Origin of the sequence: Flavobacterium arundinis, assembly GCF_038289855.1 — a bacterium.
In the GTDB taxonomy this organism is placed as follows: Bacteria; Bacteroidota; Bacteroidia; order Flavobacteriales; family Flavobacteriaceae; genus Flavobacterium; species Flavobacterium arundinis.
Window position 1 is genome coordinate 294,839 of sequence record NZ_JBBYHR010000004.1, and the last position, 26,295, is coordinate 321,133.

Sequence of the window (26,295 nt, forward strand, 5' to 3'; positions counted from 1 at the left end):
CATGTTCTATAAATTTCGTTCGCATTTATAATACAATAGCCTGGTTTTGTTTCAAAAACTATTTTTGTTGTATGATATCTGGTTCCGGCGACATGAAATGTCCGAATAGTACAAATTTTTGTTTCATTTTTGAGATTTCTCCACTCCGCAAGCTCCGGTCGAAATGACACACAGACTGAAAACTGCGACTGCGACTGTCAACTAAACATACCTCTCCTTCACAAAATCAATATCCTTTATACTCTTCTCCGCCCAGTCAATTCGCTTTTCAAGAATCTCTTTTTCGCTAAGATGCCATTGCACATCCGACTGCCGCAGCCGGTGCATCAGGTGTTGTATGATAATGGCTGCCGATGATGATATGTTGAGGCTTTCGGTAAAACCCGCCATGGGGATCTTCAGGAAGCCATCAGCCTGGCTGAGTACATCTTGGCTCAGTCCCAGCCTTTCTGTCCCAAAAAACAGTGCCGACTTTTGCGTTATATCGAAATCCTCCAGCATGCACGAATCCTCATGCGGCGATGTGGCGATGATACGGTAACCATCGGCCTTGAGTTTTGCGATACAGGCATTTACAGAGCTGTAGCGGTGCACATCTACCCACTTTTGCGCACCCATGGCAATCTCCTTGTCTATGGTCTTGCCATACTTCTCCTCTACCACGTTCAGGTCCTGCACACCGAAAACCTCGCACGTACGCATTACAGCACTGGTATTGTGCAGCTGGAAGAGATCTTCTACCGCAACGGTAAAATACCTTGTGCGCTGTGAAAGCACCTTTAGGAATTTGGCGCTGCGGTTTTCGGTTATAAAGGTTTCGAGGTAATTGAGATAGTCGGTATCTGTTGTATTTTTCATAACAGGCGATAAATGTTAAAAAATCTTTCCTATATTTAGGCTGCCAAATTTAAATCATGACACAGGAAGAATTACTCGAACAAATCTACAAAAAAGATGGCAGGGCGTTTACCCTGCTGTATGACATGTATTCCAAAAGCCTGTACGGCATCATCTTCAACATCCTGAAAGACAAGGAAGAAAGCGAAGATGTGCTACAGGAAGTTTTTGTAAAAATCTGGAAGAACATCGATTCTTATAATACTACAAAAGGCCGGTTTTTTACCTGGATACTCAACATTGCCCGGAATTCCTCTATCGACAAGCTGCGATCTAAAAGCCATAATAACAGCCTTAAAAACCTCTCTGCCGACAATTTCGTACATATCCTCGACCATAACAGCAGCGTGATCAATAAAATAGATGCTATCGGGATAAGGGAGTTCATCCAGAAGCTGAAACCGAAATGCATTCGCCTGATCGACCTGCTTTTCTTCAAAGGCTATACGCAGCAGGAAGCCTCGGAAGAACTTGAAATACCTGTTGGTACCGTGAAAACGCAAAATCGCAGCTGCATCAAGGAATTAAGAACTATACTACAAGTACAATGAGCACGAGAGAATACATAGATTCCGGAATATTAGAGCTTTACGTGTTCGGACGGCTCTCTGAAGCGGAGAACGACGAAGTGCACCAAATGGCCGAAAGCAGCCAGGAAGTACGCGACGAGATCATCTCCATCGAAAAGGCGGTCATTAACCTGTCGTATAGCGTGGCTCCTTACCTTTCTGCCGAAAATTATGAAAAGATACGCCAGCAGCTTATAGAGAAGCATTCGGGCGTTGTGCAAATGAAAACGGGGCGCGGCATGTCGCCGTGGCTCGGATGGGCAGCGGCTGTGGTGCTAATGTTCGGCCTGGGCTACCAGTACTACCAATATAACGAAGTGACCAAAGAAGTTGAAGCCGTAAATAAAGAACGTGGCAAGTTTGAGCAAATGGTGGCCAGCCTACAGGTAAAGAACACAGAAAATGAGAAGACGCTTGCCGTTATCAGGGACAGGTTCAGCAAAGTCGTGCAGCTGGAAGGCCAGGCCGCAGCGCCGGAAGCTTACGCCAAAGTATATGTGAACCCTAACAAAAAAGAGATTTACGTGGATATAGCCGGGCTTCCGGCAGCTCCCGAAGGCAAGGTGTACCAGGTTTGGGCTTTGAAACTCGACCCGCTTACCCCTACCAGCATCGGCGTACTTGACAACGCCTCTAAAACCAACGGCATTTTGCAGGTGGAGAATTTTGACCAGGCAGATGCTTTCGGTATCACACTTGAGCCTGCGGGCGGAAGTGCAGTGCCTACTATGGAGCAGCTGTATACTTTAGGGAAGGTATAGATTTATTTCTAGGGTCTAATATTGTTTATACCTCAAATTATCTTTAAATCCTTTGTAGAGACGTAGCAATGCTACGTCTCTACTTCCAAATACCTTTTGAAAGATTACGTAAGACAATCGCCTTGCGTAATACAAGCTTTGAGAGAAAACAACCAATCAATGAAAAAGAAACTTGTTGTGCTTTCCGGTGCCGGTGTGAGCGCCGAGAGCGGTATAAATACATTTCGCGATGCGGGCGGATTATGGGAAGGCCACGACGTTATGGAAGTAGCCTCCCCGGAAGGCTTCCGTAAAAATCCTGCGCTCGTCCTCGACTTTTACAACCAGAGAAGAAGGCAGCTTTTTCAAGTGCAGCCCAATAAAGCCCATACTATTATTGCGGAACTTGAATCGGATTTTGATGTTACTGTCATTACCCAAAACGTAGACGACCTGCATGAGCGCGCCGGAAGTACCAACGTACTCCACCTCCACGGCGAATTGCTTAAAGCCCGCAGTGTCAATAGCTACGAATCATTTAACTGGAAAGAAGATATTAACCTCGGCGACCTGCATACCGACGGCCACCAGTTACGCCCGCATATCGTGTGGTTTGGCGAGGCAGTCCCTGCCATTGCCGAAGCCATAGAAATTGTAGAGGAAGCAGATTATGTAATTGTAATAGGCACTTCGCTACAGGTCTATCCCGCTGCCGGATTAATGGACTATGCAAAGCCCAACGTGCCGATATTCTATATAGATCCTAATCCTGCGACAATTCCGTACCTTACAAATCCTGTGGAGGTTATTGGTAAGGTTGGAAGCGAGGGGATGGAGATTGTGAGGGAGAGACTACTTGATTTGAAATAACACATATTTTTTTGGCGTGCCGGCTCCGTAAACTACGCCGTCGGGCCATCCGCTGTATCCCTCCTATCGTCGGGGATGCCGCTTATGTCCCTCACGCTGCTTCCAAATCATATTTTCATTTAAAAACATAAAAGAGTTCTGTACATAAACAAATCCTTGCGTTATGCAGATTTGGCTACAACGACAATAGATTCGGCTACACCTGTTTTTTTATTGCTGTGCAACTTTGCAGTAACAAAAAAACAGTAATATGAAAATCATTGTAACAGGCTCACTGGGCCACATCGGGAAGCCGCTCACACAGGAATTGGTGCAAAAGGGGCATGATGTAACGGTTATCAGCAGTAACCCTGAAAAACAAAAAGAAATTGAAGCGCTTGGTGCTGCCGCTGCAATTGGCTCATTGGAAGATATCGAATTTCTGACGGCTACATTTATCGGCGCAGATGCCGTTTACAGTATGGTGCCGCCAAACAATTACTTTAATCCTGAACTTGATCTGTTAGCCTATTACATCAGTCTTGGCAACAACTATGCGCAGGCCATAAAGGTATCAGGTGTAAAACGCCTCGTGAACCTTAGCACTATTGGGGGACATCTCGAAAAAGGTTCGGGGATCCTGCTCGGGGCACATAATGTGGAACGTATCCTTAACCAGCTGCCTGCAGATGTAGCTATTACCCACATTCGCCCTACCTCTTTCTTCTACAACCTTTACGGCTACACCGAAATGATAAAGAATGTCGGCGTTATTGCGGCCAATTATGGAGCCGATGAGCTGATTCCGTGGGTGTCCCCTGTTGATATTGCGGCAGCAATCGCTGAGGAGCTGACTACACCATTCAACGGGAGGAAAACACGCTATGTGGGCAGCGAAGAACTGACAGGCAACGAAGTGGCAGCGCTGCTGGGTAAGGCCATCGGAAAGCCTGATCTAAAATGGGTTTTGGTATCTGACGAAGAAGCGCTTAAAAGCCTGACATCTATAGGGATGAATCCAAAAATTGCGGCAGGCCTGACAGAGATGTATGGCAGCCTCCATACCGGATTGCTCTCGGAAGATTACTTCCGAAACAGGCCGGTTATGGGTAAGATGAGAATGGCTGATTTTGCAAAAGAATTTGCTTTGGCATACAAACAAAATTAGCTACATTAGTGCATGGCAGCCACATCACCACACCGGTTCAGGACAATAAGCGAATACCACCAATTCAGGAATTTGCCCAAGCCGCAGCACCCACTGATCAGCCTTGTAAATGTTGCCACCATACAATTACAGGACACTGAACCTAAAGCCATTATCAATGATTTTTATACTATTGCACTGAAAAAGGTCATTAATGGCAAGATGAGGTATGGCCAGCAGGAATACGATTTTGATGAAGGCACTATGTTCTTTATAGCACCCGGGCAGGTTTATTCTATCGAAGCAGGCGGGGTTTTAAGGCATTCGGGATGGGTATTGCTCATCCATCCCGATTTCCTTTGGAACACACCTTTATCAAAGGCTATAAAGCAATATGATTTTTTTGGCTACTCAGTAAACGAGGCTTTATTCCTTTCGGATAAAGAGAAAACGATCATTACAAATATCGCAGAAAATATCGACCGGGAATACAATTCAAATATCGATCGCTTTAGCCAGAATATAATTATTGCCCAACTGGAGCTGTTATTTAGCTATGCTGACCGGTTTTACCACCGCCAATTCCTGACACGGAAAATATCCGGCCATCAGGTGCTGGACAGGCTGGAAAGCCTGCTCGAATCCTATTTCAACAATGAAGATCTTACAATAAAAGGAATTCCGAAAGTTCAGTACATCGCTGAAAGCCTGAATGTTTCATCGAATTATTTAAGTGGATTATTGAAGGTGCTAACAGGCCAGAGCACCCAACAGCACATCCATGATAAGCTGATCGAGAAAGCAAAAGAAAAGCTGTCTACCACTACGCTGTCTGTCGGTGAAATTGCCTACGAATTGGGATTTGAGCATTCGCAGTCATTCAGCAAACTGTTCAGGACAAAGACGAATCTCTCTCCAATAGAGTTCCGGCAGGCGTTTAATTGAAATATCATAATCTTAAGCCCCAGCGAAAGTTCCGCTTTAATTTAGTATCGCAGGCAGTAAATACTCCCCTACTATCCTGTCGGTTTGCGAATGGCCATACGGTTTGTTATAGGACTTCAATGTTATGATGATGACAAGCGGCAGGTCCTTGAAAATGATAAATTCATTGCCTCCATTCCCCGCGCAATAAAACACTTCATGGCTTACGCCTTTGTAATTGTATGTTTTATTTCAAAACAAATAGCCGTAGAATTGATTGTCCCTATCAGAATTTGTATCTGTCGGGTCAGGGTCTTTTGCACCCATGCGGCAGGAAGGAGTTGCTTGCCGTTCCAAACGCCATTGTTTTTATACAGTTGGGCATATTTTGCATAATCCAAAGAGCGCATTTGCAGGCTGCCTGAGCTATTTACTACATGCTGCGGGGTATATTGCCATTGGTAATGCCAGTCCACTTTATCATGGGTATAAACAGTATCGGTCAACGTTATTCCATCCAGTGAAATAGTAGTGTTGGTTTGCCCGAAAAACTGCCCTTTCTGTAATTGCTTCATGAAGTGCAATATAGAGGAAAAAATTTTCTGTAATATAAAAACAGGTTTTGCTTTCTGTAAAATGATATTTTTTCGAAGTATGGTATAGGTTGGTATCGATATTTCATTTAGTTATTAAAAGCATTTATTGGGGCAGGCTATCCTGTTACATGATCGTACAGTAAGTCCACCACAATAGCCATGGCTTTTTTAATTTGCTCTTTACCTTTAGTGGTTGTCATGTCTATCCCGCAAAACGTTTTCCCGTTTACGCCGGCATACATGTTAAGGTAATAATTACCCGAAATAAGCAGTGCCATAACTGCCCGGTACATTTCTGCTTCTTTACCAAAATAGGGATCGGTAATATGGATAAGCAGCTCCTCCCCTATAGCCTCCCTTTCATCTGCAACACGCTTCAACGGTTCGCGGCTTTCGGTTAATCCCCAAAGTATTATTTTACGGAATTCTGCATTGGTATTGATGTAATCAAATTGTTTCAGCAGCATCTGTTTTGAAAATTCCCGTCCGCCATCTGCTATCTCTTGCGGTGCATTCTCCTTTTTTACATTGCTCCAAAAATCAAGCGAACGTATATACTCATCGATAAGCGCATCTTTACCACCAAAATATTTGTATATAAGTTTTTTGTCAAGCCCTGCCGTTGCTGCAATATCATTAACCTTAAGCGCCGAAAAGCCTTGTGCCAAAAGCAATTCGCCAACAGCATCTAAAAATCGCTGCTTGCTTTTTTCCTTATTCCTTACTGTAGCTTTTGTTTTTTCGCCTTCCATAATCGTTGAATTGCCTTGTTAAATTGGAGTAAACAAAAATACAACTATAATTATCACTATTTAGTGACTTTGTATATATTTGCACTTCATCAATCAATTTTCGAATCAGTTAACCATCAATTTATGTTACACATGAAAAAAATCATTTTAATTCTCTTTCTAATTACTTTTCAGGGTTTATTCGCCCAGTCCTCCAAACAGGAAAAAACTCTCGACAGTATTTTCACAATGATGCAAAGGCAGAACCAGTTTAACGGAAGTGTACTTATTGCAGAAAAAGGTAGAATAATTTTGAAAAAGGGCTATGGCTATAGTAATGAAGACACCAGGAGTAGTAATAACCCTGCTACGGTATTCGAACTCGCGTCATGTTCAAAGCAATTTACCGCCGCTGCTATAATGCTGCTTAAAAGGCAGGGCAAACTTCGTTTTGAAGATAAACTATCGAAATACATACCGGAACTGGACTTTTGGCAGGATGTCACAATATATGATATGATAAAGCATACAAGCGGCCTGCCCGATTATATAATGGATATGCCAAAAACCTGGGACAACGCTATAATCGCAACGAACAACGATGTTATAAAGTTTTATGCAGCAAGAAAAGATACATTGGAGTTTGCTCCGGGAAGCATACATCAATACAATAATACTAATTATGTCCTTTTGGCAAGTATTATTGAACAGGTTTCCGGGAAAAGCTATGCAGATTTTCTGAGTGAAAACATATTTAAGCCCCTCAAGATGAAAAACACGTTTGTATACAGCAGGCGGCTACACCCCCAAAAACTAAAGAATTATGCAATAGGCTATACGTGGGCCCACAATTCATTTACCAAAGTGACTTTAGATGATCCCAGGCATGATGATAAAATGACTTATTTTTTAGACGGCGTTGCAGGAAGTGCAAAAGTCAATTCTACCGTTGAAGATCTTTATAAATGGATCACAGCCTTAAAGGACAATACGTTTTTTAGTAAAAGCGAGTTTGAAGAGATGACAGCTGTAACAAAAACATCGAAAGGTAAGGACATCCCGTATGGATTTGGACTGGACGTATCTAAAGGCAAAGACAAGTTTGCCTTTGGGCATACGGGCGGTTGGGATGGCTACATGACATTTACATATCATGATGTAGTGAATGACAGGACAATAATTACATTGCAAAATTTTACAATGGGCGCTTCCCTTTTTCAAAACATAATGGAAGTTTTAAAAGGACAACCCCTCACAACAGAGTATAGGAAGAAAGTTCCTTTACCTGAAGCAGCGCTGACAAAATATACGGGGACTTACATCAGTGAAGATAAAAATGAAGAACATATTATAACGGCTCTGGACGGCCATCTCATCTACAATTCAAAGAAGCTGCAATGGGATATGCGCTTTTTCCCGGTTTCAGGAAATGAATTCCAGGGCGCAAGGTACGGAGGTACTGACGGGGTTATGCGCTTTACACCATTAGAAGATGGCAGTGTAAAACTCGAGATGCTGCAATATGGAGAAATAATTGGAAGTGGGGTGAAAAGTCACCTGTAAGTTTAAACAAAGAGGCTGCCTAATTTTTAGACAGCCTCTGATTATTTTAAAATAGCTCAGATATCTCTCTTTCTACCGGCTATTCGAAATGACTATTTATTACCCTTCTCGAAATCAGCTATAAATTGTGCAAGGCCGATATCGGTAAGTGGGTGTTTTAACAACCCTGTTATTGCAGAAAGCGGACCTGTCATTACATCGGCACCGATTTTGGCACAATTTACAATATGCATGGTGTGACGTACGGAAGCAGCAAGGATCTGGGTTTCGTAACCATAATTATCATAGATAAGGCGTATCTCTTCGATCAGTGCAAGGCCATCGGTAGAAACATCATCAAGGCGGCCTATAAACGGAGATACATAGGTGGCGCCTGCTTTAGCGGCAAGCAATGCCTGTCCCGCAGAAAACACAAGTGTTACATTGGTCTTGATTCCCTTATCAGAAAAATATTTTGCAGCTTTTACGCCATCTTTGGTCATTGGCAGTTTTACAACAATTTGCTCATGCAGGTCGGCAAGCTCTTCACCTTCTTTGATCATGCCTTCAAGATCTATCGCGTTAACTTCAGCGCTTACGTCGCCATCCACAATATTACAGATGTCAACATAATGCTTAAGGATATTATTTTTTCCTGTTATGCCTTCTTTGGCCATTAGCGACGGGTTCGTTGTAACGCCATCAAGCACTCCAAGTTCCTGGGCTTCTTTAATCTGGTCAAGGTTGGCTGTGTCAATAAAAAATTTCATCAGAATAATATTTGTTTAGTTGTATTGAAAAATTTTGTGCAAAACTACAATTTATAATGGTTCATCAGCATTTTTTCATAGACTTTATCGGGCAATATCCTTTTAAGGACAATAGAGAATTTTTGCATAAAGGCGCCTACTTTATAATGTACACCAGGGTTGGGGGTTTTCATTATGGCATATATTGCTTCGGCCATCTGCAACGGGTTGCTCCCTGAATCTACATGGGTATTCATTTCGTTTAGTGTATTGCCATACAGTGTCTCATAAGCCGAGCCTTTAATAACCGGGGCATGGTAGCGGCCCGCAGCTATATTTGTAGCAAAATCGCCCGGAGCAACACTGGTTATGGTTACCCCAAATCCTTTCACTTCCATCCGCAATGCTTCCGTTATAAGTTCCAGGGCGCCTTTGGAAGCCGAATAAACGCTGCGGTATGGCAGGCCCATATATCCGGCTATAGAGGTCACGTTGATGATTAGCCCGCTCTTTTGCGCCCGCATTTGCGGCAGTACTGCTTTCATCACTTCGATTGGCCCGAATAGATTGGTCTCAAAATTGTTTTTAATTTCCTGTGCAGGAATTTCTTCTAACGGCCCCGTAATACCAACACCTGCATTGTTAATTAAAACATCTATAGTGCCCGCTTTGGTTATCACTTCAGCTACGGCTTCGCTGATGCTTTGAGGATTGCGTACGTCAAGGGCTACTAAAGGGAAAACAGAACCGGTTACTTTTTCAGGGTTACGGCTGGTACCGTAAACACTATAGCCTTTTTCATTAAGGAATTCGCCTATGGCTTTGCCGATACCTGATGATGCGCCGGTGATGAAGATTACTTTACTCATTGTTTATGTAATGAATTGCGAAAATAAGGATTTTGTTTCAGACACTAAGTGTTGCGCCACTACCATCGCTATGTAATGAACATTTTAGTAACGTCCCAAAACAAAAAAATCCCCTTACGGAGATCATCTGAAAAAAAGAAAAAAATGGCAAGCGATCTACATCGCACCGCTACAACCACATACCTTTGCTGTGTTCCCACCCTGGAGGAGTCTGCAGGAGCTGGTCGTGTAGGACTTGCCGGTGCAAATATACAATCTTTTTGTATTTTTGCAAACCAATTGCACGTTATAAAATTCATTGTATATTGGCACCATTATTCTATTTAGCCATGAAAAAACATAACTTACTAAAGTTCACTTTATTGACAGGACTCACAGTCGCGTTTTCCAGCGTAATAATAATTTCATGTACTGATGAAAAAAAATTATTTGAGCTGGATCTTACCGATGTGAAGGAACAATATAAGCCCGATGAGACGGTTCCGCTTATTATTGCAAACCCTAAAAATGACGCAATAGACTCCGTGGCTTACTTTGCCAACGGGAAGCGCATCGGCAGCGTGAAGGGCAACAGTAAGTTTAATTTTAACCTGAAAGGAGCCAAGTTCGGCTATCAGGAACTAAAGGCAGTTGTATATACTGATGGCAGCAACAGCGAAGCCACGGCCAGGATCGAAGTAATATCCGGCATTAAAACCGAATTGGTGAGCTTCGAGATTGTCAATAAATACCCCCACGATACAGAATCCTACACGCAGGGCCTTGAGTTTTACCGTGACACATTATTTGAAGGTACCGGCCAGTACGGAAAATCAACCCTTCGCAAGAATAACTATAAGACCGGTGAAGCCTATATACGCATAAGCCTGGACGGTAAATATTTTGGCGAAGGCGTTACAATCTTCAATAATAAAGTATACCAGCTTACGTGGAAAGAAGGCACCGGATTTATCTACAATCCCGACAACCTGCAAAAAGAAAAAGATTTTGCTTATTTTAAAGATGTACAGGGCTGGGGGCTTACACATGATGATAAATACCTCTACATGAGCGACGGTTCTGAAAAAATATACAAGCTGGATCCGGTAACACTTAAAGAAGTGGATTATATCAATGTTTATACCGGCGGTACAAAAGTAAAATCGGTTAACGAGCTGGAATGGATAGATGGCAAGATATACGGAAACATTTACCAGGAAAACGCGATTGCTATTATCGATCCGGCAACGGGAGCTGTAGAAGGCGTTATGGACATGAGCAGCCTCGATAAAGCAGTGACCAACCCGGGAAGGGATGTGCTGAACGGTATTGCCTACAACCCAAAGACGGGAACTGTTTTCGTTACTGGAAAAGATTGGGATACTATGTTTGAGATAAGAATCAAGAAATAGTTGATTTGTTTATCCGGCATTACAAACCTTAAATATAAAGCTACCTTCGGGTGGCTTTTTTTATTACATTAGAGGTATGAAACAGCTCATCTTCAAACTCATCCTCCCGCTTACACTTTTCTCTTTTATATTTGTTACCAAATGGTCGTATGTAAAGGTAGAAGACGGGCCGGACGAAGTGCTGCATGGCTTTCCTCTTCCCTACCGCTGCCCGGGCTGGCATACCTCTATGTCTACCCAATATTTCCTTACCGAAATTGTATTTGACCTTTTGGTGTATTTCCTGTTTTGGCTGGTACTAATTTATCTTGTAAACCGGTTCCTGTTTACTTTAAAGCCGCATAAGTTCACCGTGATCGTGCTTTGGTTCGTTACAGGACTCACGCTTTGCCTGCCGGTATTGCTCGCAACGATACCCGACAATGTTTTTCAGGCCAAAAGGGATTTCAATTATGAAGAAATTGATACCGGTGTACAATTCATGTGGGACAGCGAATCGAAATCCGATTATTATAACAATTTTTCGGAAAAAGGTCGCGGGAAACCATAAAAAAAGCCTTCACTAATGAAGGCTTCCTTTCAACAAAATCACACACTATTTATGCATCAATACGGTGTCGATAACATGTATCACTCCATTTGACTGGTTAACGTCAGCGATCGTAATCTTGGCTTTTCCGCCTTTTTCATCCATGATCCAAACGTCTTTGCCATCCATCATAAACCATAGCTTGCCGCCTTCAACCGTAGTTACTTCAGCTTTACCTCCACCTTTTTTAATAGCAGCCATAACATCTGCAGCGCTCCAGTTACCGCTCACTACATGGTAGGTAAGCACGCCCTGAAGCATTTTTTTATTTTCAGGTTTCAAAAGGGTTTCCACGGTTCCTTTAGGCAGTTTGTCGAAAGCTGCGTTTGTTGGCGCGAATACTGTAAAGGGCCCTTTACCCTGCAATGTTTCTACAAGGCCTGCTGCTTTTACCGCCGCCACAAGCGTGGTGTGGTCTTTGGAATTCATGGCATTCTCTACGATGTTTTTAGTAGGATACATGGCAGCACCGCCTACCATTTTTGTTTTTTGTGCGAATGATGCTGTTCCGGCCATCATTGTAAATGCAACTAAAGCAACTGATAAAATTTTTGAAACTTTCATGATTGGTTTATTTAATGTTATAAAAGCAATTACGCCTTGTAGCCCTATGCGGTTTTGCATGAAATGCAATTTTTGGAAAAGATTAACTTTTGCCGTAGATACTGGAATCAACCTATTGCACCGATACGGCATTTACCTGTTTTATAAAATCAGGTAAAACCACGTAGAAAAATCTGAATTTAATTTTACTACTTTGTAACGATTAATAAATACCAATTTCTATGGCCGATTTTTCAAAATCAGATCTTAAGTACACTGCGTATAGCTGGAATACCGCTGAGGATGATAATAAAACTATTGAAGGATTTCCGGATAATGTTCCGCTGAACAGGGCCGAAGGTTATGAAGTCCTGTATTTCATAAACCGCTATATGAAGGACAGGAACTATTCGCTACACTCAACTTTTGAGAAAATAGAAGAAGCCCTGTGGACACGTGTCCCTCTCGACAAGCGTACCCACAGGAATATAAAGGAATGGCTTGAAACAAGCTATAGCTTTTAAGCAGTTACTCTAATGCTATCCTTTCGTCCATTACGGAAATAACCCTGCCTAATGTTTAGCAAAGGCAAAAAGTAAAAACTATTGAACTTCAGGGATTATTTCAACCTGCAGAAATAGCGCCTGTATAATTCACGAATTAATATGCTCTATAAGCCATGTTAATTCCTCCGGTTTTAAAATATAATCCGGTTTTATATTTTCAATGGCATTGCGCGGCATAAATGGCATTTCGGCCGTTTCAGGATTTTGTACTATAATCGTGCCCCCTGCATTTTTAACAGCAATGAGTCCCTCCGTACCGTCGGCATTGGCGCCGGAAAGCAGTATAGCAGCCAATCCGGGGCCATAAATTCCGGCAGCCGATTCAAATGCCACGTCAATGCTCGGCCTGCTGTAGTTTATTTTTTCGGATATATCCAGCGATAACGTATTATTGTTCTCAAAAAGCAGGTGGTAATCGGATGGGGCAATGTAAATACATCCCGGCAACAGTGGGGTTTTGTCTTCTACTTCCGTTACAGGTATGACGGTTTTAACAGCTATGAGTTCTTCAAGGGTTGAATCTTCGCTGCTTCGGCGATGCAGCACAATAACTATAGCGTATGAGGGTAGTACAGTAAGCAGGGGTAGTATTTTCAGGAGCGCGTCGAGGCTTCCGGCTGAGCCGCCGATGATCAAGACCCGGCACCCTGATATTATTTTATTTTCTTCCATATTTTTTCTTTGTTCACCTGTTCATACCGTATTTTCAGGTCAGAGAATTTTATGGTTTCCTTGGTTCCAAGAGCCAGGTAACCGAGTTTTGAAAGGCTTTCGTCAAACAGGGAAAGCGCCCTGTCCTGAAGGTCTTTATCAAAATAGATCATCACATTACGGCACAATATCAGGTCGAATTCATTAAATGACCTGTCTGAAACAAGGTTGTGCTGTGAGAATACCATCTTTTCAGACAGTTCTTCGCCAAATTTAGCAAGTCCGTATTGGGCTGTATAATAGTCTGAAAAATCTTTTTTGCCACCGGATGCGATGTAGTTTTCAGAATATTGCTTCATCATACGCAAATTGAAAACCCCAATTTTAGCGGTGTCAAGTACGGTCGGGTTAAGGTCGGTGGCATACAACAGCGATTTATGCAGCAACCCGGCTTCTTCCAGCATTATTGCCATCGAATATACTTCTTCACCGGTAGAACAGCCCGCATGCCATATCCTTATAAAAGGCTTTGTAGCCAATACCGGCAACAGTTCCGTACGCAGTACTTTATAAAACAACGGATCCCGGAACATCTCTGTAACATTAACAGTGATCTCCTCTACCATCCGTTGAAAATAAACGGAATCTGTACGCACTCTGGAAAGGAATTCAGTAAAGCTTTCAAACCTGTCGAGGTTATAAAGCCTGTCTATACGGCGCTTGAACGAAGCCAGCGAATAGCCGCTGAAGTCATAGCCATAGTATTCGTAGATCTCATTGATCAGCACTTCCAGTTCCCTGTCATTTACCATAACTCTCTCTATATAGTGCTTAAAGCCTGCAATAATTTATCAACATCAATGGGTTTCGAGATATAATCATCAGCGCCGGCACGAAGGCATTTTTCCCTGTCGCCCACCATCGCCTGCGCCGTAACCGATATAACGGGTACACCCTGCCTGTGTGGAATATCCTTTATAAGCGGAATAGCTTCGTAGCCATCCATATCGGGCATCATCATATCTATGAGTATGGCATCTATAGCGGTATTCCCTTCCAGCAATTTTAGTGCATCAGCCGCACTGGTACACGACACGCAGTCGAAAGATTTCGCACGAAGCGTAGCGCTCAGCGCAAAAATATTACGTGAATCGTCATCTATAATCAAAATTCTCTTTTTCATTCTACCCTATTATTGTTTATCATAGAGCCATACCCTAAGTAATGACATAAGCTGGTCAATATCTACCGGCTTGGTTATATAATCAGAAGCACCGGCGTTTATACATTTTTCCCTGTCGCCTGTCATGGCTTTCGCAGTAACTGCTATCACCGGCAGGTTTTTAAGGCTCCTGTTATTCCTTATACGGGCGGCAGTCTCATAACCGTCCATGTTCGGCATCATCATGTCCAGTAATACAACATCGGTTTCCGGATGGCGTTCCAGCATTTTGAGCGCTTCTTTACCATCTATAGCTGTAATTACATTCATCTTTACCGATTCCAGAGCTTTTGTAAGGGAATAGATGTTGCGTACATCATCATCAACCACAAGCACAGTCTTATCGCTCAGGATATTGTTCAGCAAATTCAGTTTTTTGTGGCCTGCTGTCCCCTCTGTCTTTTTATTTTCTTCGACCAAATGCAGGAATAATGATACCTCGTCAAGCATCCTTTGGTACGAATGCGCGGTTTTTACCACAATAGAGTCGGCATATTTCTTGATCTTAAGCTCTTCTTTTAGTGAAAGGCTCTTACCCGTAAACACAATTACCGGAAGGTTTTCGAGCCCGGGGTTCTTTTTGATGTTTTCCAGTATATCATAAGCCTGCCTGTCCGGTATGCCCATATCCAGTATTACGCACTCTACCGTAGTATTCTGCAATGTATCTACCCCTTCCGATATTTCGCTTTTTATTTCAGAATTTATATTAAAGGTCTCCAGGAAGTAAGCAAGCGCCTTGGCATGTTTGGGGTTGTCTTCTATAATTAGCACTTTTTGCGATTCACGGTTGATGATGTGCTCTATCCTCCTGAATATTTCCGGCATCTGTTCAAAAGCTACCGGTTTGTCTAAAAAGTTTACAGCGCCCTTCAGCAGGCTTTCCTGCTTCATTTTGTGCGATGACATCATGTGTACCGGTATGTGCCTTGTCTGTGCATTTCCTTTCAGGTCTTCCATTACTTCCCATCCGCTTTTTATTGGCAGCTGTATATCAAGCAGCACACCCACCGGCCTGTAGACCATTGCCATATTAAGCGCATGGTCTCCCCTAACGGACACAACACCTTTATAACCGCGCTTGCGGGTAAATTCCAGAAGCGATTTGGCAAAGTTAACATCGTCTTCCACGATAAGTATCACTTTATCATTTTCGCCAATATCATCCCTGTCGTCCGGTACATCTTCAGGGATCACGGGGCTGATGAATTTTTTCATCTCCAGCGCTGCGGCTTTTTCTTTTTCAGCCTCATCGTCGCGTGTGTCCTCTGTATCTGCAACCGTATTTTCCCTCAAGCCGGTAAGCTGCACTTGTGGCACTCCTGTTACAGGAATGCACAGTGTAAATTCGCTTCCTTCACTCACCGCACTCTTCAGCGTTATTTCACCTTTAAGTAAACGTGCAAGTTCCCTGCTGATGGACAGCCCAAGCCCGGTACCGCCGTATTTGCGTTTAGTAGAGCCGTCCGCCTGTTGGAAAGCTTCAAAAATGAGCGGCTGTTTTTCTGGCGGGATACCTATACCGGTGTCTTTTACGGTAAAGCAAACTATTTTATCATTGCCGTTATGCCTTTTGATCTCAAGGGTAACCGAGCCGTCCGACGTAAATTTAATAGCGTTGGAGATAAGGTTTTTCAGGATTTGCTCCAGCCTCATCTTATCGGTTTTTATTACTAATGGCGCCTGGTCATAAAGTATTTTAAATTCTATGCCCTTCTGTTTTGCTACTTCGGTAAACAGGTCTTTAAGGTTGCCTGTTATTTCCTGTGTTGAAATATCCATGTACTCAAGGTCCATTTTCCCTGCCTCTATTTTCGAAAGATCAAGTATTTCATCAATCAGGCCTAACAATCCGTTGCCGGAGCTCTGGATCACTTTAGCAAACTCAATCTGCTCATCGTTCATATTGGCATCGTTGTTCTCAGAGAGCAGGCGGCTCAGTAACAATATTGAGTTGAGAGGTGTCCTGAGCTCATGCGACATATTTGCCAAAAACTCCGATTTATAGCGTGTGGTCAGTTCCAGGTCTTCCGATTTTTTCTGGATCTCCATATTCCGCTCTTCCAGCAATACGCTGCGTTCAGCCAGCTCTTCGTTGGTCTGCTGCAGTTCTTCCTGCTGTACGCGCAGTTCTTCTTCAGATGCCTGTAGTTTTTCGGTCTGCGTTTCCAACTCAGCATTTATGCTTTCCATTTCGCTGTGTTGTACCCGTAGCTCTTCCGATTGTGCCTCGGTTTCCTCAAGCAGCTCCTGTACACGTTTCCTGTTTTGTGCTGTAGTTATCGCAATAGCAATATTATGAGCGGCAGAAGTCAGGAATTCCAGTTCCCGTGGCGAATATTCTCGTACCGATGCCAGTTCTGCAACACCTGAAAGTTTATCATCTATCAGCGGAAGCGCAACAACATGGGCTGGCTTCACCTCACCCAGGGCATACGATATACGTATGTCTTCAGCGGAAAGCCCCTTCATCTCAAGCATTTTTCCGGTTACAGCCGCCTGCCCCATAAGGCCCTCGCCCAATTTTATACGGTTTCTGTCCTTACCCGGCAGGTAACTATAGCCACCAGCAGGATAAAGCACATCTCCTTCCGGCAGGTAAATTATACCGGCACTGCTTTTTGTATAAATGGAAATATATTCTATAACGTCTTTTGTAAGCTGTTCCGGGGTTTTCTCACCGATCATTACTTTATTTAGCTCGGCTATACCCGATTGCAGCCACTCTTTATCTGACAGCGACCTGAATGATTTATCCAGCGCCCGCGCCATATTGTTGAGCGACTCTCCCACACTTCCCAATGCATCGCTTTCGGTATCATCCACACGAATTTCATAGTTCCCCGACGATATTTCGCCGGCTACCCCACTGATTACCCTTATCCTTTCTGCCGTCTCCTTCTCACTTTTTTCAAGCTGTAGCTGTAGTTTCAGCCTTTCGTTATAGTCTCGTAGTATCCTTACAAAAAATACCACGCTTATAAAGAGTGCAAGCAATGCAGCAACAATTATAAGTACCTGGCTGTAAAGCGCATATTTTTCTGATGTCGAAGTTCTTTCTTTCAGCAGCTCCTGTTCGCGGTTTTCCATACGCTTGGATATCCTGCGTATGTTCGCCATGATCCTTTTACCGGTATCCAGATCGGTTGACAATGTGGGCTGGCCTCTCTGCTTTTCATATATCCTTACCTTCATGTAGCTGAAAAACTCATTTACTAATGGCTCCAGCTCTTTCAGGCTTTTCTGCTGAAGCTCATTGTCGCCGGTAAGCGTCGTGAGCTTTTCAATATAACTGTCTACACGCACTTCGGATTCTTTATACTGGTCCAGCATATTGTCATTGCCGGTTACGAGGTACCCCCTCATGCCTGCCTGGGCATCTACGAGTACCGAGGTGCATTCATTAAGGTTATAAATAACATCCTGCGTGTGGCTTACCCACTGCGTACTGTCCAAAAGATTTCTGATGCTCAAAAATGAGGCAGTGGAGCTAATTACAAGAATTAGCATCGAAATGCCCGAGCTTATTAATAATTTTCTTCTAAAATTACCTTGCATACACTATTTATAAGGTGTTACTATCTATTTTAAACCGGCAGTACCATAGTAAAGCAGGATCCTTTGCCTACTTCGCTTTTTGCTGTAATAATGCCATTGTGTTTTTCTATTATTTTTTTTGCAATGGCCAGGCCAATACCTGTCCCTTCGTAACTGCTGCGGTCATTGAGACTCTGGAATATAATGAATATCTTGTCCAGGAACCTTTCGTCAAACCCGATGCCGTTATCTTTTACGGTCATCCTGCAAAACTGGCCGTCGGGCGATGCTTCACTGTTAAAATCCTTTTCCAGCACAAGTTCCGCATTTATCTCAATTACAGGCGGGGTATCTTTCTTCGAAAATTTAAGCGAGTTACTCACCAGGTTTTGGAATACCTGCCTCATCTGGCTGCCCACGCAATGTATAATGGGCATTTCGCCAATTTTTACAACAGCATTTTTCTGTTCGATCATGTAATCAAAATCTGTTATTACCTCTGCTATTACACCGGCGATATTAGTTTTTACAGAAGCTACATTTGAAGACAGCCTCGAATAATCTAGGAGGTCGGTTATGAGGGTAGACATTCTTTCTGCCGATTTGATCGTGCGGTTCACATAATCAAACGCCGTAGGGTCATCTTTCAGGTATTTTTCTTTGATGATCTTAATGAAGAGCTCAATTTTCCGGATCGGTTCTTTAAGGTCATGCGATACTACCCACGAAAATTGCTGTAGCTCATGGTTGCGCATCTCCAGTTCCTCGTTTTTAGAGACGAGTTCTTTTGTACGCTCCGCCACTTTTACTTCAAGGTTTTCCTGTGCTTCTTTACGAATCTCGATCTCTTTGAACAAAAGATCGCGTATATCCTTCAGTTCCCTTTTCTGTTCGTAAAGCTTTAAAAAAGTTTTTACTTTAAGTATGAGCAGGTCAGGGTCTACCGGTTTGGTAACATAATCTACACCGCCGGTTTCATAGCCCCTCGATATAAATTTCTTTTGCTTGTTCACTGCCGATAGGAATATCACGGGTATGTCCCTGGTCCTGTTACTGCCTGCAAGGGTCTCAACTACTTCAAAGCCATCCATTCCCGGCATCTGTACGTCCATTATTATAAGGGAGTAATCCGTTTTCAGGATTTTGCGCAATGCATCTTCACCAGACTCTGCAGTATCAACCGGAAGGCTGTGAAGCTCCAGTATTTTTTGCAAAGCGACAATATTTGCCCTTATGTCATCAACAATTAGTATCATAGTATTTCACGGCATAGTTTTGGGGGAAATGTAAAACCCTTGCCCACAGTCTATTTTAAATTCATCGGAATATTGCAACATAAAAAATGGCCGTAAGCTACGGCCACTTTCAAAAGTATAAAAATTAATGTTAAAGCGATGTTAATTCAACTAGTGGTTATCTTACAATATTTCACCAGTCAAAATAGCTAAATTCAACTTAACCGAAGTCGATTATGATTGAAATCAATCTCTTAACCTGTTTATAGGGTTTGTCTCAACCGAATTCTCAACTGAATGTCGTGAATCCTAAGTGGAATGCAGGAAATAAACATTTTATCCGGAACTACTCTTACATCATCGCTATTTTTGTTAAAAAAAGACCTATGAAAAATATATTTTACGCTGTAGTAGCATTTTCGGCCATGGGAATGCAGGCGCAATCATTCCAGTGGCTGAAAACTCCTGCTTTGGATATAAACCCTAATCCGGACAGGTTTGGTTATTCTGTGGCTAATGACCCGTCAGGCAATGTGTATCTTACAGGATTTAAAAGCCAGCCGTACAACTATCATGACCTGATGGGCAACCTGTACTATAATAAATACGACACCAACGGCCAATTGCTTTTCTCAAAAGAGATTGGAGGAAAGGCCTGTAACTATAATATGGCTTCTGATTCTGACGGAAACATAATTATGGAACTTGGCTATGTGGAAACCATTACTATTGATGGCACTACTATAAATACTACAGAACAGGGCGACCATTATGTGCTGGCAAAATTTAACCCGCAGGGAAACCTCCTTTGGTATAAGCTCATTATTTCAGAGGAAGAGTTCACATGGACCAATGAGTTAAGGGCGCTCGATATTGACGAACTGGACAATATCTATATAGGATATGATAACTATGGGACCTCGTATATCGATAAATATTCGCCCGAAGGCGACAAAATAATGAGTATAGTGCAGGATCATGTAAGTATGATCACCTCTGTAAGTGTAGATAGCGATGGTAATATTTATGCCGCCGGTGCATGTGCCGATAACATGGCAACTTATGCCGGTGTGACAATGTCTTCCCCTTTTGCCTATAATACTTATGTTGTAAAATATTCGCCACAGGGTGTTTACCAATGGATGCAGTATACCGATAACATTACCTGTACAAATGCCCAGGTTGTAGCCCGTACACCTTATGAGGTATATTACAGTTCCGGTCTTTCCGGGCCTTATGCGTTCGGTGAGATTAATGCAGAAGGCCCGGCAGGAAATGCATTTGAAGATTTCTTTTTGGCAAAGCTTAATGCAGCCGGAGATTATGAATGGGTGCGCGAAGTTCCCGGTGCCGGCAAGGGAGTTCCCGGCAAAATGAATTACCTGGCACTGGATAACGATGGTGCCATTTATTTTGCAGGACAGACAGGCGGAAACATCGACTGGGGCAATGGCGTAACCACCAGCATACCGGTTATGGGCAGCGACATTTTAATATTGAAATATAGCCCAGATGGTAATGTGCTGATGGCAAAGACTGCCGGTGGAGATGGCTACAACCATGCCGACTGTATATCAATCAGCAGCAATGGCGATATTTATATTGCCGGAATGGGAAACAACACAACTACCTTTGATAGTTTCCAACATGAAGCAGGAATGTATGATAATTACCCCTACCTGGCCAAACTTAGCAGCACAACTATGAGCACGGAAAATAATAGCTCTACAAGTGCAACCTTATACCCTAACCCTGTAACAGATCACATTTATCTTTCGGGCCCTGACGAAAAAAGATATGGGGACATCCTAAATATGCTGGGACAAAAAATAGCAAGTTTCGAAACAGATGGCGTTTCCCCTATTGACGTACGGCAGCTTCCGGCAGGAACCTATTTTATAAAAGCCGATGGCCTGCGAGCAATGAAATTCATAAAAAATTAAGGGAAAGCCTAAAAAAAACCAACAGAAATATTTTCCGTGAAAACCTTTGTGCGTTAACGACTTCGCTTCCTGTTTTACACAGATTTATTTCACAAAACCCGAACGTTATGTTATAATCATTTAATTGTAAAGGAATTTTTAATAAAAAATAGCCTACTTTTACGGGCTATTTTTTTTATGCCCGCATAGTAACGTTGCAAATGCCAACTCTTAAATGCAGGTTAATCTTTTAATAAAAGTTACTTAATGACGAAACATGTTGACTTGTTAAGTAATTAATTTTGTACAGAATCCTTTGCTAAAAGAAACAATTATGGAAAGAAAAATTACCCATTTCAGGCTTATTTTATTACTCACATTCTTATTTGTAATCAAGCCCGGAAGCTATGCGCAGGTGTACGTGCACAATTTTGGCACGACGAACATTACCACGCATCCTTACACCGTAGCACCGGCTACATTAAACCCAGACCTTTCGGGTTCATCCTGGTCAAACAGCACCGGCACATGGACAAACCTTGGAGGCGCAACAGGAGAGGCAATTGCTCTTAATGACAGTGGCGGATCGCCTACGATTACCCTGACATTTAACGTTGCAGCGGGAAAAACGCTCGATATCACATCATTCAGCTTTTGGAGAAGGCGCAGCAATACCGGCGCTCAAAACTGGACAATGACTATAAATGGGGTCAATGTAGGAAGCGGTAACGTACCTACTACGGGCGCAGCAATACCCACTACTACCGTAACAAATCCTGTAAATGGGCTTACGGGCACTGTAACGGTTGTATTATCGTTAAGCGGAGCTTCCGGCAGCGGAACCTTCAGGCTGGACGACTTTACACTAAACGGAAACGTAAACTCAGGCTGTACTGCCCCCGTTATCACGTCGTTTACGCCAACATCCGGCCCATCGAATACCTTGGTAAACATCACGGGAAGCGGTTTTAATGCCGGCACAACATCGGTTAAATTCGGTGGTGTTGAGGCAGCGGGCTTTACGGTAGTATCTGATACCGAGATAAAAGCGATAGTACCTTCAACAGCTACTACCGGAAACGTAACAGTAACAACAAGCGCGTGTGTGGGTACATCGGGCAACTTCACAGTTATCTCATCAAACTGCCCTGTATTTGTTGGCCCTACCGACCTATTCATTTCAGAAGTATATGATGCAGAAGCGGGAGAAGGCGGCGCAATAGAACTGTACAATGGTACAGGCGCTACGATCGACCTTTCGCAATACAGCATTGTACGCCACGGGACAATAAACGGACCTGCAACTTTTACACTTAACCTTACAGGCATGCTTACAGATGGCGGCATACACATTGTGCGCACCAGTACCTCCGTTTGCGGCCTTACAGGTACCCCCACCAATATGTTGCCAAGCGGCTTTAACGACAGCGATAAACTGGAACTTGTAAAAAACAGTGTGGTTATAGACGCTGTGAATACCCCTGGAAACGTTGGGTATTCTCTTATAAGGAATGCCAATGCACAGGTGCCTAAAGCAACGTATGATGCTGCCGACTGGGCAATATCTGACATAGAGGACTGCTCCAACCTGGGCATCCATAACATAACTTCTTCTACATCAGACCATATTTCAGCACAGCCCCTTAGCGCAGCAGTTTGCGAAGGCGAAGATGTGCAATATACTGTTTCCCTTAGCGCATCGGCAACATTTACCTACCAATGGAAAATGCTTAATGCATCGGGCAACTGGGTAAATATAACGGATGGGCCTAATTTTTCGGGTACAACTACTACAGTGCTTACCGTACTGGATACGCCACTGGAATTTAACGGTGCGCAGTTTTACTGCGAAGCTACAACTACAGGGTGTGCATTGGTGAGCAATGCGGTACAGCTTACGGTATCGCCGCTGCCTCTTGCTGTAGTGATACCTGTAGCCCCTACATGTGCTATCCCTACAGGCGGGCTTTTGATTATACCTTCTGTGGGCGACGGCCTGACTTATAGTATAGACGGCGTGACGTTCCAGGCAGGCCTTGCCTTTAATGGTATTGCTCCGGGCACCTATACCCTTACGATAAAATCATCAGCAAACTGTATTTCTATAGTTCCTTTCACTATTGGCCTGGCACCGCTTTCACCTGCAGTTGCTACATTTACCGTGACACAGCCTACGTGTACTACTCCTACCGGAAGTATTACTGTGGACGCGTCCGGAGACCCAACACTTACGTACAGCATTGACGGAAGTAACTTCCAGGCGGGTACTACGTTCAATAGCCTTGCCCCGGGAAATTACACTATAACAACCATGACTGCTTTGGGATGTACATCAGTAACTGCATCTATTACTATCAACGCAGCGCCGGCTGCACCTGCAGTAGCGACAACAACCGTAACACAGCCAACATGTACTACAGCCACAGGAAGCATAACCGTTACAGACCCTACAACTCCGGCCGGAGAATATACATATAGCATAGATGGTACGACCTTCCAGGCTTCACCTGTATTTGCAAACCTTGCTCCGGGCAATTATACTGTTACCACACAAAACAGTGCAGGATGTAACTCGGTTACGGCAACAATAACTATAAATACAGCTCCGGTTGTACCTGATGTAGCTACAACTACAGTAACACAGCCAACTTGTACTACCGCTACAGGAAGCATAGTAGTAGATACGCCTGCAGGCGCAACATTTACCTATAGCATCGACGGAATTACCTTCCAGGCTTCGACTACATTCTCAAATCTTGCTCCGGGCAACTACACCATAACAACCCAGGGAACCGGCGGATGTACTTCGGTTACATCGGCGATAACAATAAATGCAGCTCCTACAGCACCTGTAGTAGCGACAACTACAGTAACACAGCCAACCTGTACTACAGGCGGAAGCATTGTGGTAACAGATCCTGCTGAAGGCGGAGAATTTACCTATAGCATAGACGGCACAACATTCCAGCCTTCTGCTACATTTGCAAACCTTGCTCCGGGCACCTATACTATTACCACGCAAAATGCTGCAGGATGTACATCGGTTACAGCTACTATAACAATAAATGCTGCGCCGGGTACTCCTGCTGTTGCAACAACAACAGTAACACAGCCAACCTGTACTGCCACCACAGGAACTATAGAAGTTACAGCACCTATTGGAGCATTCACCTACAGTATTGACGGAACTAACTTCCAGAATACTACTACCTTTGCTGGCCTTGCACCGGGAAGTTATACACTTACAACCCAAAACGCGGCAGGATGTAACTCTACAGCTACGGTAACGATAAATGCGGTTCCGGCCGCACCAGCTGTGGCAGACATTTCGGTTACACAGCCTACCTGTGCAACGCCAACAGGAACTATTGTTGTAGATTCTCCAACCGGGGCAGGACTTACTTACAGCATTGATGGAACGACTTTCCAGAACACAACAACATTTGCCGGCCTGGCACCGGGAAGTTATACAATCACTACACAAAACGCAGGTGGATGTACTTCGGTTTCAGCATCGGTAACTATCAATACTGCACCGGGCGCACCAGCAGTAGCAACAACTACGGTTACGCAGCCAAACTGTACCGGTACAACTACCGGAACAATTGAAGTTACTTCGCCAACACCTGGATTTACTTATAGCATTGACGGTACAAACTTCCAGGCTTCGCCAACATTCGCCAACCTTGCACCGGGCAACTATACCATCACTACAGATAATGCAGGATGCCAGTCGGTAACAGCAACGATCACGATCAACCCGGTTCCTACAACTCCGGCAGTTGCTATGACCACGGTGACACAACCTACATGTGCGGTACCGACAGGAACTATTGTGGTAGATGCTCCAACCGGAACAGATCTTACCTACAGTGTTGACGGAACTAACTTCCAGTCTTCAGCTACATTTGCCAACCTTGCCGGCGGTGCTTATATAGTTACCGTAAAAAATGCAGGCGGATGTACTTCAACTACAGGTTTTATCAATATCGATAGTTCACCGATACCTGCTGTAGCTACTACCACTGTTACACAGCCTACATGTTTTACAACTACAGGAAGAATAGACGTGACAGGGCCTGCAGGATCAGGATTCAGCTATAGCATAGATGGTATCAATTTCCAGAACGGTGACAGTTTTATCAATCTTGCACCTGGTAACTATACCATTACCGTAAAAAACATCAACGGATGTACATCTACAGCTGCAGTTACCATAAATGCAGTACCAGAAACACCTGCTGCTGCTACAACTACAGTTACACAGCCTGACTGTGCTACCGGAACAGGATCATTCTCAATCACAGGGCCGCTTGGTGCACAATACAGTTATAGCGTTGATGGCATTAACTACCAGTCGGGAACAACATTTGCAGGCCTTGCACCGGGCAGCTATACAGTTACCGTGAGAAGTAATGGCGGCTGTACATCACCAGATGCCAGCGTAACACTTAATGCGCCTGTAAATAACATCGCGATTAGCGGAAGCCAGGGATGCGAAGGAAACGGTTTCGAAAGCAATTATATCCTGAACGCTAATGTAACAGGAGCTGATGAAAGCACTGCAACATTTGTATGGACAGACAGTAACGGAACTGAAGTAGGCATGGGCGCTTCTTTCAATGCTACAGAGTATGTAGATGCAAACCCTATAAACTCTGCACTCTACCCTATCGGCCTTACGCTTACCGTTACAACACCGGGAGGCTGTACTGCGGATTATACCTTTAGTGTAGATGGTACTTTCTGTGATATACCAAGAGGTATTTCGCCAAATGCAGACAATAAGAATGACAACTTCGATATATCAGGCATGGATGCGAAAAAGCTTTCTATCTTTAACAGGTATGGTGAGGAAGTGTATACTAAAAATGACTATACGAACCAATGGTACGGACAAACCGATAACGGTAATGAATTGCCAACCGGAACGTACTTTTATGTAATCGAGCGTCCGGGACAAAGCAAGACCGGATGGGTTTATATAAACAGGCAACAATAAATTTTTCTTCCATGAAAAAATCCC

At 43.5% G+C, this 26,295-nt stretch carries 22 protein-coding genes and 1 other RNA gene; 11 read left to right on the plus strand and 12 right to left on the minus strand.

Annotated features, from left to right (window positions below; translation table 11 throughout):
• Positions 1-201 precede the first annotated feature (201 nt).
• The gene (locus AAEO56_RS09625) at positions 202-858 is read right to left on the minus strand and encodes a TrmH family RNA methyltransferase (protein ID WP_341696836.1); all 657 of its coding nucleotides are present in this window, start codon (positions 856-858) and stop codon (positions 202-204) included.
• Between the two features lie 56 nt (positions 859-914).
• Here AAEO56_RS09625 and AAEO56_RS09630 point away from each other — a divergent pair, with 56 nt between their 5' ends.
• From AAEO56_RS09630 to AAEO56_RS09650, 5 genes are all read left to right on the plus strand, one after another.
• The gene (locus AAEO56_RS09630) at positions 915-1,448 is read left to right on the plus strand and encodes an RNA polymerase sigma factor (RefSeq protein ID WP_341696837.1); all 534 of its coding nucleotides are present in this window, start codon (positions 915-917) and stop codon (positions 1,446-1,448) included.
• Complete coding sequence (locus tag AAEO56_RS09635) at positions 1,445-2,227, plus strand: anti-sigma factor (RefSeq protein WP_341696838.1); 783 nt, start codon at positions 1,445-1,447, stop codon at positions 2,225-2,227. Before AAEO56_RS09630 ends, AAEO56_RS09635 begins: the two co-directional genes overlap by 4 nt.
• Positions 2,228-2,386: 159 nt before the next feature.
• Positions 2,387-3,076 carry an SIR2 family NAD-dependent protein deacylase gene (locus AAEO56_RS09640; protein ID WP_341696839.1) on the plus strand — a complete coding sequence of 230 codons (690 nt, stop codon included), beginning with the start codon at positions 2,387-2,389 and terminating at the stop codon, positions 3,074-3,076.
• Between the two features lie 250 nt (positions 3,077-3,326).
• The gene (locus tag AAEO56_RS09645) at positions 3,327-4,223 is read left to right on the plus strand and encodes an NmrA family NAD(P)-binding protein (RefSeq protein ID WP_341696840.1); all 897 of its coding nucleotides are present in this window, start codon (positions 3,327-3,329) and stop codon (positions 4,221-4,223) included.
• A gap of 12 nt (positions 4,224-4,235) precedes the next feature.
• Positions 4,236-5,147, plus strand: a complete 912-nt coding sequence (locus AAEO56_RS09650) for a helix-turn-helix domain-containing protein (RefSeq protein WP_341696841.1) — start codon at positions 4,236-4,238, stop codon at positions 5,145-5,147.
• Between the two features lie 203 nt (positions 5,148-5,350).
• Here the strand turns inward: AAEO56_RS09650 and AAEO56_RS09655 are convergent, their stop codons facing one another.
• Both AAEO56_RS09655 and AAEO56_RS09660 read right to left on the minus strand, forming a co-directional pair.
• Complete coding sequence (locus AAEO56_RS09655) at positions 5,351-5,701, minus strand: serine hydrolase domain-containing protein (RefSeq protein ID WP_341696842.1); 351 nt, start codon at positions 5,699-5,701, stop codon at positions 5,351-5,353.
• A 137-nt stretch (positions 5,702-5,838) separates the two neighbouring features.
• Complete coding sequence (locus tag AAEO56_RS09660) at positions 5,839-6,474, minus strand: TetR/AcrR family transcriptional regulator (RefSeq protein ID WP_341696843.1); 636 nt, start codon at positions 6,472-6,474, stop codon at positions 5,839-5,841.
• A gap of 132 nt (positions 6,475-6,606) precedes the next feature.
• Here AAEO56_RS09660 and AAEO56_RS09665 point away from each other — a divergent pair, with 132 nt between their 5' ends.
• Entirely contained in the window at positions 6,607-8,016 is a 1,410-nt protein-coding gene (locus tag AAEO56_RS09665) for a serine hydrolase domain-containing protein (RefSeq protein WP_341696844.1), read from the plus strand.
• Between the two features lie 92 nt (positions 8,017-8,108).
• On the opposite strand, the gene fsa is transcribed toward AAEO56_RS09665, so the two are convergent.
• From fsa to ffs, 3 genes are all read right to left on the minus strand, one after another.
• Complete coding sequence (gene fsa / locus AAEO56_RS09670) at positions 8,109-8,765, minus strand: fructose-6-phosphate aldolase (RefSeq protein WP_341696845.1); 657 nt, start codon at positions 8,763-8,765, stop codon at positions 8,109-8,111.
• Positions 8,766-8,809: 44 nt separating this feature from the next.
• Positions 8,810-9,613: an SDR family oxidoreductase gene (locus AAEO56_RS09675; protein ID WP_341696846.1), complete on the minus strand. Its 804-nt coding sequence runs from the start codon at positions 9,611-9,613 to the stop codon at positions 8,810-8,812.
• A 142-nt stretch (positions 9,614-9,755) separates the two neighbouring features.
• Positions 9,756-9,854: signal recognition particle sRNA small type (gene ffs, locus AAEO56_RS09680), an RNA gene on the minus strand.
• 88 nt (positions 9,855-9,942) lie between these two features.
• Between ffs and AAEO56_RS09685 the strand changes: the two genes are divergently transcribed.
• Positions 9,943-11,004, plus strand: a complete 1,062-nt coding sequence (locus AAEO56_RS09685; protein ID WP_341696847.1) for a glutaminyl-peptide cyclotransferase — start codon at positions 9,943-9,945, stop codon at positions 11,002-11,004.
• 76 nt (positions 11,005-11,080) lie between these two features.
• Positions 11,081-11,554, plus strand: a complete 474-nt coding sequence (locus AAEO56_RS09690; protein ID WP_341696848.1) for a hypothetical protein — start codon at positions 11,081-11,083, stop codon at positions 11,552-11,554.
• Between the two features lie 45 nt (positions 11,555-11,599).
• On the opposite strand, the gene AAEO56_RS09695 is transcribed toward AAEO56_RS09690, so the two are convergent.
• On the minus strand, positions 11,600-12,157 hold the full coding sequence (locus tag AAEO56_RS09695; RefSeq protein ID WP_341696849.1) for a fasciclin domain-containing protein: 558 nt from the start codon (positions 12,155-12,157) through the stop codon (positions 11,600-11,602).
• A 221-nt stretch (positions 12,158-12,378) separates the two neighbouring features.
• Between AAEO56_RS09695 and AAEO56_RS09700 the strand changes: the two genes are divergently transcribed.
• Complete coding sequence (locus AAEO56_RS09700) at positions 12,379-12,660, plus strand: hypothetical protein (RefSeq protein ID WP_341696850.1); 282 nt, start codon at positions 12,379-12,381, stop codon at positions 12,658-12,660.
• A gap of 129 nt (positions 12,661-12,789) precedes the next feature.
• Here the strand turns inward: AAEO56_RS09700 and AAEO56_RS09705 are convergent, their stop codons facing one another.
• The 5 genes from AAEO56_RS09705 to AAEO56_RS09725 all read right to left on the minus strand — a co-directional run bounded on the left by AAEO56_RS09705 (position 12,790) and on the right by AAEO56_RS09725 (position 19,368).
• On the minus strand, positions 12,790-13,374 hold the full coding sequence (locus AAEO56_RS09705; protein ID WP_341696851.1) for a chemotaxis protein CheB: 585 nt from the start codon (positions 13,372-13,374) through the stop codon (positions 12,790-12,792).
• Positions 13,356-14,165 carry a CheR family methyltransferase gene (locus AAEO56_RS09710; protein WP_341696852.1) on the minus strand — a complete coding sequence of 270 codons (810 nt, stop codon included), beginning with the start codon at positions 14,163-14,165 and terminating at the stop codon, positions 13,356-13,358. The genes AAEO56_RS09705 and AAEO56_RS09710 overlap by 19 nt, the downstream gene beginning before the upstream one ends.
• Before the next feature lie 8 nt (positions 14,166-14,173).
• Entirely contained in the window at positions 14,174-14,536 is a 363-nt protein-coding gene (locus AAEO56_RS09715) for a response regulator (protein ID WP_341696853.1), read from the minus strand.
• Positions 14,537-14,545: 9 nt separating this feature from the next.
• Complete coding sequence (locus AAEO56_RS09720; RefSeq protein WP_341696854.1) at positions 14,546-18,049, minus strand: response regulator; 3,504 nt, start codon at positions 18,047-18,049, stop codon at positions 14,546-14,548.
• 113 nt (positions 18,050-18,162) lie between these two features.
• Positions 18,163-19,368: a sensor histidine kinase gene (locus tag AAEO56_RS09725; RefSeq protein ID WP_341696855.1), complete on the minus strand. Its 1,206-nt coding sequence runs from the start codon at positions 19,366-19,368 to the stop codon at positions 18,163-18,165.
• 365 nt (positions 19,369-19,733) lie between these two features.
• Between AAEO56_RS09725 and AAEO56_RS09730 the strand changes: the two genes are divergently transcribed.
• Together AAEO56_RS09730 and AAEO56_RS09735 are read left to right on the plus strand one after the other, a co-directional pair.
• Complete coding sequence (locus AAEO56_RS09730; RefSeq protein ID WP_341696856.1) at positions 19,734-21,290, plus strand: T9SS type A sorting domain-containing protein; 1,557 nt, start codon at positions 19,734-19,736, stop codon at positions 21,288-21,290.
• A gap of 313 nt (positions 21,291-21,603) precedes the next feature.
• Positions 21,604-26,271: a T9SS type B sorting domain-containing protein gene (locus tag AAEO56_RS09735; protein ID WP_341696857.1), complete on the plus strand. Its 4,668-nt coding sequence runs from the start codon at positions 21,604-21,606 to the stop codon at positions 26,269-26,271.
• Positions 26,272-26,295: the final 24 nt, after the last annotated feature.

Excerpts from the sequence above, each read along its gene's own strand:
- AAEO56_RS09625 (WP_341696836.1), bottom strand. The coding sequence starts at position 858 with ATGAAAAATACAACAGATACCGACTATCTCAATTACCTCGAAACCTTT.
- AAEO56_RS09675 (WP_341696846.1), bottom strand. The coding sequence starts at position 9,613 with ATGAGTAAAGTAATCTTCATCACCGGCGCATCATCAGGTATCGGCAAA.
- AAEO56_RS09715 (WP_341696853.1), bottom strand. The coding sequence starts at position 14,536 with ATGAAAAAGAGAATTTTGATTATAGATGACGATTCACGTAATATTTTT.
- AAEO56_RS09705 (WP_341696851.1), bottom strand. The coding sequence starts at position 13,374 with ATGGAAGAAAATAAAATAATATCAGGGTGCCGGGTCTTGATCATCGGC.
- AAEO56_RS09635 (WP_341696838.1), top strand. The coding sequence starts at position 1,445 with ATGAGCACGAGAGAATACATAGATTCCGGAATATTAGAGCTTTACGTG.
- AAEO56_RS09630 (WP_341696837.1), top strand. The coding sequence starts at position 915 with ATGACACAGGAAGAATTACTCGAACAAATCTACAAAAAAGATGGCAGG.
- AAEO56_RS09665 (WP_341696844.1), top strand. The coding sequence starts at position 6,607 with ATGAAAAAAATCATTTTAATTCTCTTTCTAATTACTTTTCAGGGTTTA.
- AAEO56_RS09685 (WP_341696847.1), top strand. The coding sequence starts at position 9,943 with ATGAAAAAACATAACTTACTAAAGTTCACTTTATTGACAGGACTCACA.
- AAEO56_RS09655 (WP_341696842.1), bottom strand. The coding sequence starts at position 5,701 with ATGAAGCAATTACAGAAAGGGCAGTTTTTCGGGCAAACCAACACTACT.
- AAEO56_RS09645 (WP_341696840.1), top strand. The coding sequence starts at position 3,327 with ATGAAAATCATTGTAACAGGCTCACTGGGCCACATCGGGAAGCCGCTC.
- AAEO56_RS09730 (WP_341696856.1), top strand. The coding sequence starts at position 19,734 with ATGAAAAATATATTTTACGCTGTAGTAGCATTTTCGGCCATGGGAATG.
- AAEO56_RS09700 (WP_341696850.1), top strand. The coding sequence starts at position 12,379 with ATGGCCGATTTTTCAAAATCAGATCTTAAGTACACTGCGTATAGCTGG.
- AAEO56_RS09710 (WP_341696852.1), bottom strand. The coding sequence starts at position 14,165 with ATGGTAAATGACAGGGAACTGGAAGTGCTGATCAATGAGATCTACGAA.
- AAEO56_RS09695 (WP_341696849.1), bottom strand. The coding sequence starts at position 12,157 with ATGAAAGTTTCAAAAATTTTATCAGTTGCTTTAGTTGCATTTACAATG.
- AAEO56_RS09640 (WP_341696839.1), top strand. The coding sequence starts at position 2,387 with ATGAAAAAGAAACTTGTTGTGCTTTCCGGTGCCGGTGTGAGCGCCGAG.
- AAEO56_RS09660 (WP_341696843.1), bottom strand. The coding sequence starts at position 6,474 with ATGGAAGGCGAAAAAACAAAAGCTACAGTAAGGAATAAGGAAAAAAGC.
- fsa (WP_341696845.1), bottom strand. The coding sequence starts at position 8,765 with ATGAAATTTTTTATTGACACAGCCAACCTTGACCAGATTAAAGAAGCC.
- AAEO56_RS09690 (WP_341696848.1), top strand. The coding sequence starts at position 11,081 with ATGAAACAGCTCATCTTCAAACTCATCCTCCCGCTTACACTTTTCTCT.
- AAEO56_RS09650 (WP_341696841.1), top strand. The coding sequence starts at position 4,236 with ATGGCAGCCACATCACCACACCGGTTCAGGACAATAAGCGAATACCAC.
- AAEO56_RS09735 (WP_341696857.1), top strand. The coding sequence starts at position 21,604 with ATGGAAAGAAAAATTACCCATTTCAGGCTTATTTTATTACTCACATTC.
- AAEO56_RS09725 (WP_341696855.1), bottom strand. The coding sequence starts at position 19,368 with ATGATACTAATTGTTGATGACATAAGGGCAAATATTGTCGCTTTGCAA.